General features: G+C 68.9%; 3 protein-coding genes and 1 pseudogene. All 4 read right to left on the reverse strand.

Annotated features, from left to right (window positions below):
• A pseudogene (locus NDW01_RS42515) lies at window positions 1-1,540 on the reverse strand (hypothetical protein); the annotation flags it as partial.
• 2 nt (window positions 1,541-1,542) lie between these two features.
• A complete protein-coding gene (gene eccCa, locus NDW01_RS42520; protein ID WP_252830359.1) occupies window positions 1,543-5,655 on the reverse strand; it encodes a type VII secretion protein EccCa in 4,113 nt (1,370 codons plus the stop codon).
• A gap of 82 nt (window positions 5,656-5,737) precedes the next feature.
• Window positions 5,738-6,208 (reverse strand): WXG100 family type VII secretion target, encoded by a 471-nt coding sequence (locus NDW01_RS42525; protein WP_252830360.1) that lies wholly within the window; start codon window positions 6,206-6,208, stop codon window positions 5,738-5,740.
• Between the two features lie 31 nt (window positions 6,209-6,239).
• Window positions 6,240-6,966 (reverse strand): WXG100 family type VII secretion target (locus NDW01_RS42530; protein ID WP_252830361.1); only part of this gene is annotated, 727 nt, incomplete at its 5' end.

Consider the following 6,966-nt stretch of genomic DNA (forward strand, 5'->3'; position numbering starts at 1 on the left):
TTCCCGGCACCCTGGGACCGGGGGACGCGGCCGGATCGGACGAGAAGGAGTCGCCCCTGCCATTCCCGGCACCACTCTGCGGGCCACCCGCACGTGACGCCACCGGCGGAGCAACACCCTCCCCACCACCACGTGACGCCACCGGCGGAGCAGCACCCTCCCCACCACCACGTGACGCCACCGGCGGAGCAACGCCCTCCGTGCCCGTAGCACGCCCGTTGCCCTGGAAGCCGGGGTTCGAACGGCCGTCGCCGGGCACGGCCGTGCCGGGTCCCGGCGCCTTCTCGCCGGCCGGCGGGGCCCGGAACGCCCCGGGGTTCGATGATGATGACGATGCGGCGGGCGTGAACGATTCGTTCGGCGCGTGCCCGCCGTCTCCCGGGTGCGCGGACGCCGACGTAGACGTGACCACCTCCCCGCCGGGATGCTCGGTGAAGTTGTTCGTGCCCGGCGGGCCGAAACCGTCCTTGCCCGGCCCGCTGAAGGAGGTCTCCCCGGGCTTGACGGTCGACGGCACATGGCTTCCCGCACCGGGACCCGTGCCCGCCGCTCCCGTGGGGCCGGGGCCGGGGCGGGTGCCGGGGCCGCTCTCACCGGTGACCGCAGGATGGGGAGGGTCCGGAAGATTCGTCCCCTTGCCCCCGGGCACGCCCACGTCAGGCTTGCCTCCTCTGGCGGCGATGCCCAGAAGGCCACTGCCGAGACCGCCCCCGATGGCGGCGCCCCACAGATTCTTGCCTTCTTCCCCCCAATCGATCGTGGACGGAGTGTGCGTGGCAGCCGACGCTATTCTGTTGGCGGTCGTATCGATGCCGAGGGTCATGCCCGTTTCGAAGGTGGCCCCGATGGCGACGTCACCGGCGATGGGGGCCGCCTTGCCGATGATGGGGGTCACCTTGCCGATGACGTTGACCACTGGCGTGACGGCCCCGCCGACGGTCTCGCCGACGGTGTTCACCACGGGGCCGATCCTGGCGGTCACCGCGCCGATGTCGACGCCGACGGTGCTGGCCACTGACGTGACGACGTCACCGGTGAACTCGCCGACGGTCCCTAGCAAACCGCCGACAGCTTCGCCCAAGGTCTCGAGGCCGGCTGCGAGCATACCGATGATCTTCCCCAACATTGAGATGAGGGCTCCGATCCCGAAACTCAGCGGAGCCGTCACCACAGCGAGGAAGAAGCTGAGGATGTTTATCAGGTAATCTTTGTTGTTCTCATCGGCCATATTCTGGGCTTGCTGATAAATGTACTTGCCGTAGGCGTTGATGGCCTCGCCGATTTTCCACGCCGCGTTGGCGGCATTGTTCATCTCGACGCCTACGTGGCTGTGCCAGGCCTCCTGGGCGGTGTCGTAGGCACCACCCCGCCATCCGATGACGGCGATCGTGCTGGCGAGGTCCAGCTCCCCGGCGGCCAGATCATCGCCCAAGGTGATCCACTGGTTGCCGAGCTCGAAGATGGCGTTCAGGTCCAGGTTGCCGACGTAGTCCTCCCAGGTGGTCCAGGACCCCCAATCAGTCCGCCACTGGTCGCTCATGACTACACCTCCTTCCCGGACCCGGTCGGCAAGGTTTCGTAGGTCACCGGCTCGGTCTCGTCATCGACGACCGCATGGATCAACGCGGCCTCCTGTCGCCGGCGGATCAGCAGGCCACGCCCGGGAACCCGCTGCGCGGCGCGCTGGTCCCCGAGCAGGACTCCCTCACGCGGGTCACCGGACAGGATGAGTCCGTCGGAGCCGAACTCCCGCAGCCGCCCCAGCAGCGGGTCGGACATCAAGGACCGTGCGGCTCCGCTGACGCGGCGGGCGAGCACGATGTGGAAGCCGAGTTCCTCGCCCCGGGTGACGAAGGCGGCCAGCGGCGCGAGCGGGCCACGGTCCGCGCCGCTCGCCACCAGGTCGTAGTCGTCGACGACCAGGTAGAACTCCGGCCCCTCCCACCAGTCGCGATCGCGCAGCCGGGCGGCGGTCAGGCCGGCCGGGGGCATCCGCTCCTTCAGCTTGTCTGCCACCTGGGCGACGAACACGGCCGCCAGTTCGGGATCGCCCGCCTGCGCGCCGATGTACGGCTCGGGCAGGACGTCGAGGAGGCTGCGACGGTAGTCGATGACGATGAAGCGGACGTCCCACGGTGAGTACCGGCGGCCCATTCCCCGCATCCAGGCCCGCAGGAACGAGGTCCTGCCGGAGCCGGAGTCGCCCAGGACGAGGAAGTGCGGCTGGCCGGCGGTCAGGTCCAGACCGACCGGGCGCAGGTCGGTCTGGGCGAGGCCGATGGGGACCTCCGCCGCGGACAGTCCTCGTCCGGCGCCCTCCCACGGGTTGCCGACGGCCGACGTGTCGGCGAGGAGCTCGTCCAGTTCCTTCACGCTGATCCGGTCGGGCAGCACCTTCAACGGCGGCGCCGGCGGTCCCTGCCATGAATCGGTGATCGCGGCAAGGAGCTCGCGTTGCGCCTCGGCGAGGCCGTCGAGGCCGTCGGCGCCGTCCAAGCGGGGCAGGGCGACCTGGAACGGGACTCCGGGCGGCATGAGGCCCCGGCCGGCCGGCACCCGGCCCATCCTGCGGGTCTCCTGACGGTTGACCTCTGATTCGGCCGGGTCGTTCAGCCGGAGTTCGAGACGTCCGCCGATGCCGTCGCGCAGCGACAGCCGTATCTCGGCCCAGCGGTTGGCGGTCAGCATCAGGTGCACCCCGACGCCCAGGCCGCGGGTGACGATGTCCGTGGCGATCGCGGCGGCGTTGTCCATCTCCGCGTTCAGGGCGCCCCAGTTGTCGATGACGAGGACGACGTCGGCGGCGCGTACGCCGCGCGGCAGAGCGCCGGTCCGGCGCAGTTCGCGGAAATCGGCCGCGGACTGGACACCCAGGTCCTGGAACATCCGTTCGCGTGTCGCGATCAGCCGGGTGACCTCGGCCAGTACACGCTGGACCCGTTCGGTGTCCCGCCTCCCGGCCACCCCCGACACGTGCGGGGCGCTCTCCAGCCCGTGCAGCGCGCCGCCACCATGGTCGATGCAGTAGAACTGCAGCTCATCGGGCGTGTGGGTGAGCATCGCGCTGAGCAGCGCCGTGCGCAGGAACGTGCTCTTGCCGCTCTGCGGCGCGCCGACGAGGGCAAGGTGCCCGTGGACTCCCGCCAGGTCCAGGAGGGTGGGGCGCTGTTCCTGCTGCGCGGGCAGGTCCGCGACCGCGATGGGGAACTTCAACTCCCCGCTCAACGGCCACGACTGACTCTGCAGCCCGCGCTCCGGCACGACCTCCACCGGGGCGAGCAGCGGGTCGAGCGGGTAGTGCGGCGGCAGCGGCGGCAGCCAGACCTGATGGGTCGGCGCGCTGCTCGCCGCAAGCTGCCCGACCACGATCTGGAGTTCGGTCGTTCCGGACCCCGGTACGGGGGTGACCGCGGGTTCGGGTGCGATGTCCTCCGCCGTGGGCGGGGTGCGCAGGCCGAACGGGACCGGCGCGATCGGTGTCCGCCGGCCGTCCTGCGCGGCGGGGTCCTCGTACAGCCGGGAGACGTGCGCCACCCGGAAGCGCTCGTAGATCGACTCGTCCACTCTCAGGTAGGCCGAGCCGGGAATCGGCGGCAGCTTGTACGCGTCCGCCGTGCCGATCACCGTACGGCTCTCGGCCGCGCTGAAGGTGCGCAGGCAGATCCGGTAGGACAGGTGGGACTCCAGGCCGCGCAGGCGGCCCTCCTCCAGCCGCTGGGTGGCCAGGAGCAGGTGCATGCCCAAGCTGCGGCCGACGCGGCCGATCTGCACGAACAGGTCGATGAAGTCCGAGCGCTGGGACAGCAGCTCACCGAACTCATCGACGATGATCATGAGGTACGGCAGCGGCGGCAGCGGCGCGCCGTTCACGTCCGTGCCACCGGCCGCCTGTTTGACCTGGTAGTCACGGATCGAGTCGATGTTGCCCGCCTGCCGCAGCAGCTGCTGCCGCCGCTGCTGCTCGCCGACCAGGGCGACCCGCACCCGTTCGACCAGGGACAGGTCGTCGGCCAGGTTGGTGATCAGACCTGCGACGTGCGGGAGCCCGGTCAGGCCCGCGAAGGTCGCGCCGCCTTTGAAGTCGACCAGGACGAAGCCCAGGTGTTCTGGCGAATGGGTCATCGACAGGCCGGTGACCAGCGTGCGCAGTAGTTCGCTCTTGCCCGAGCCGGTGGCGCCGACCACCAGGCCGTGTGGCCCGATGCCGCCCTGCGCCGACTCCTTCAGGTCGAGGACGAGGGCCTCACCATTGGCGGTCACGCCGACCGGAATCCGCAGGAGCCCTTCGTCGTCGGGTGCGCGCCAGGCGGTGGTCGGGTCGAGTGACGTGACGTCGATGCCGAGCATGGCCGGCAGCGACACGGACTGGGTGAGAACCTGCTCCTGCTCGCCGGTGAGCCGCAGCGGCGCGAGCGAGCGGGCGATCCGTGACCGCAGGGCGGGTTCGATGCGGTCGACGGTCGCGTCCTGCACGGTGCTGTGCAGCCCGGCCTTCGCCCCCTCAAGGGTGAGGCCGCCGAACGCGTCGAGGCGCACCCGCACGTCCACGCGCTCCGGCTCGTCCGCCTCGGCCGTGACCAGGCACACCACGGTGATGCCCAAGTGCGGCCCAGCCTCCGCCATCAGGCGCAGAATCAGGGGCGACCGGGTCCAGGGCGCTCGTGGATCATAGTCGTTCAACACCACGACGAGCCGCTGCCGCGGGCTCTCCCGGGCGCTCATGGACACCAGCCGGGTGCCGCGCTCCGCGCCGGCCACCGCGGCCCGGTCGAGCTCCGCCTCGAGGTGGTCCGCCAGGCCGCCCACATCTTCGGCGACCAGCGGGACGACCTCGATCCCGCGCTCCCGTGTATCGGGTTCATGGGTGTGCGGGAGCCACTTGACCCATTCCCACCGCGCGTCCCCGGACGTGACGACGGCAACCCGCACGTCGTCCGGTGCGTGGAGGGTGGCGAGCTGGCACAGCAGGGCGGAGGCCGCCGCCTCGGTCTCCGCGACGGGACCCACCAGACTCACCACGCCGGCCCGCCCGACATCGATCCACGCCGGTTGCCGTTCGACCGTCTTGTTGGTCTGGACGAGGTCCTCGGCGGCGTGCAGGGAACGGGGGTCGTAGTCGACGGTCGGATCGGATCGCTTGGTGGTCGTGAGGGTGACGGCCAGCGGCCCGTCCCCCGTGCCGATGCGCAGCCTGAGGAAGTCGGGGTCCTCGGGCCGCCTTTCCCAGACGCGGCGCCGGCGGGCCGCGATCGCCCACAACCGCTCCGGACTCGGATGCACCCAGGCCGCTGCGAAGCGCTGCACCTGGGCCACTTCCCGCGCCTGCCGGCGAATTCCCGCCAGATACTCCAGGTAACGCTCACGCTGGTGCTCTTTGGCCTGGCGGGTCTTCCCGCGCATCTGCATCCGCATGCCGACGCTCAGGCCCACCGACGTGACGATGAACAGCCCGCCCAGCGCCATCATCCACTGCCGGCCGGTCGCGATGAGGTACGCCGCCATGCTGACGCTGGTCAGCAACGGCAAGAGCAGCATCAGCATGGTGGACATGCCGGTCGGCGGCGGCAACTGCGGGGGTGCCGCGATGGCGACCTTGTCCTCCGGCACGGGTGGCGGTGCCATCCGTGCCGGGCGGTGGAAAGCGATCCTGCTCATCGGTGGGGCTGCCTCGAGGGGGAATCGTCGTGACGGCGGACGAGGATGCGGATGCGGCCCGCCGCCGCATCGGTGACCGCGATCAGGTCTTCGGGTGATAGTCGGCCGTGATGGCGGTCTTGTTCGTGTCCAGTTCGTCCGGCGGGGTGGCGTTGATGTCAGGGAGCTGCGGTTGGGTGCGGCGCCATTTGGGGGGGTCGAACCTGGCGGAGAACTGGCTCCAGGTGCTGATGAGGCCGGACTCGGCCTTGTTGTAGTTGCTCCCGGCGTTGGCGATTCCGTTGACTATGGCGTTCAGCACGCCATCGTTGGGCTTGTCATCGCTTCCGAACATCTCGCTCATGACCGCGGACCATCGGCTGTTGAAGTCGTCGGCTTCCTGCTGGCTCTTGCCCATCCAATCGTTGAGCACCAGCGACTGCAGGACGGCATCGATGTAGGTGAGGGAGCCCACGACATCCTGCACGAGATCCTGCAGCTTGGTCGCCGTGTCATCGATTCCCCACGGCCCGATCGCGAGGTAGCCGACCTGATCGTAGTTGGTATCGGACATTTGATAGCACCTCCTCGTTGAGACCAGCAGGTCAGGCGGACGTTACGTTCGCCGCGTTCTTAGACTCGGCATCCTGGTAATTGTCGTGGGACTTCGTCATCCGGGTGATGATCTCGTCGAGGATCCCCAACAGGTCGCTGCTGGCCTGGGTATACCACGTGCGCACCGGATCGAACGTTTCAGCAGCGGGACCCTTCCAATAGGCATCCAGGCCCGACATCCGGGTATTGATCTGATCGAACGTGTCGGAGATCCTGTCCCGCTGCCGCTGAATAACGACGATGGAATTCGCTAGCGCCTGCAGGTCGACCTTGTAGGACCCGGGCGTCATGTAGCGCTGGCCACCATCGGTGATGATGGAGTTGTCGATCGGATCGGTCCTACCGTGGACGATCCCGCTCTTGAGGATGAGATAGACGCCGTTACCATCGGTCGGCGTAAAGATGCCGGTGCTCGTATCGGTCTTTCCGTGGAGTACAGTCCCGTTCGCCAGCACGATGATGGTGCCGTCGTCGGAGTAGAAGTCACCGCCTACCGTGAAGCCGTACAGGACGGTGCCGTCGGGCAAGGTGTGCGTCGTGCCGTCCGGCAGGAAGTTGTGCGTGTTGGGATCGGTGATCCCGTGCTGGACCTTCCCGTCCTTGTCGATGGCGGTCTTACCGTCATCGGAGATCCACCCGCCATCGGTGGTGTCACTCCCATAGACCGTCTGACCATCGACCGTACGCGCCGAATGGAAATAACCCTGACCATCGGTG

The sequence above is a fragment of the Actinoallomurus soli genome (assembly GCF_024055715.1).
GTDB classification, from domain to species: Bacteria; Actinomycetota; Actinomycetes; order Streptosporangiales; family Streptosporangiaceae; genus Actinoallomurus; species Actinoallomurus soli.

Coding starts and splice junctions, on each gene's coding strand:
- NDW01_RS42525 (WP_252830360.1), bottom strand. CDS start 6,208: ATGTCCGATACCAACTACGATCAGGTCGGCTACCTCGCGATCGGGCCG.
- eccCa (WP_252830359.1), bottom strand. CDS start 5,655: ATGAGCAGGATCGCTTTCCACCGCCCGGCACGGATGGCACCGCCACCC.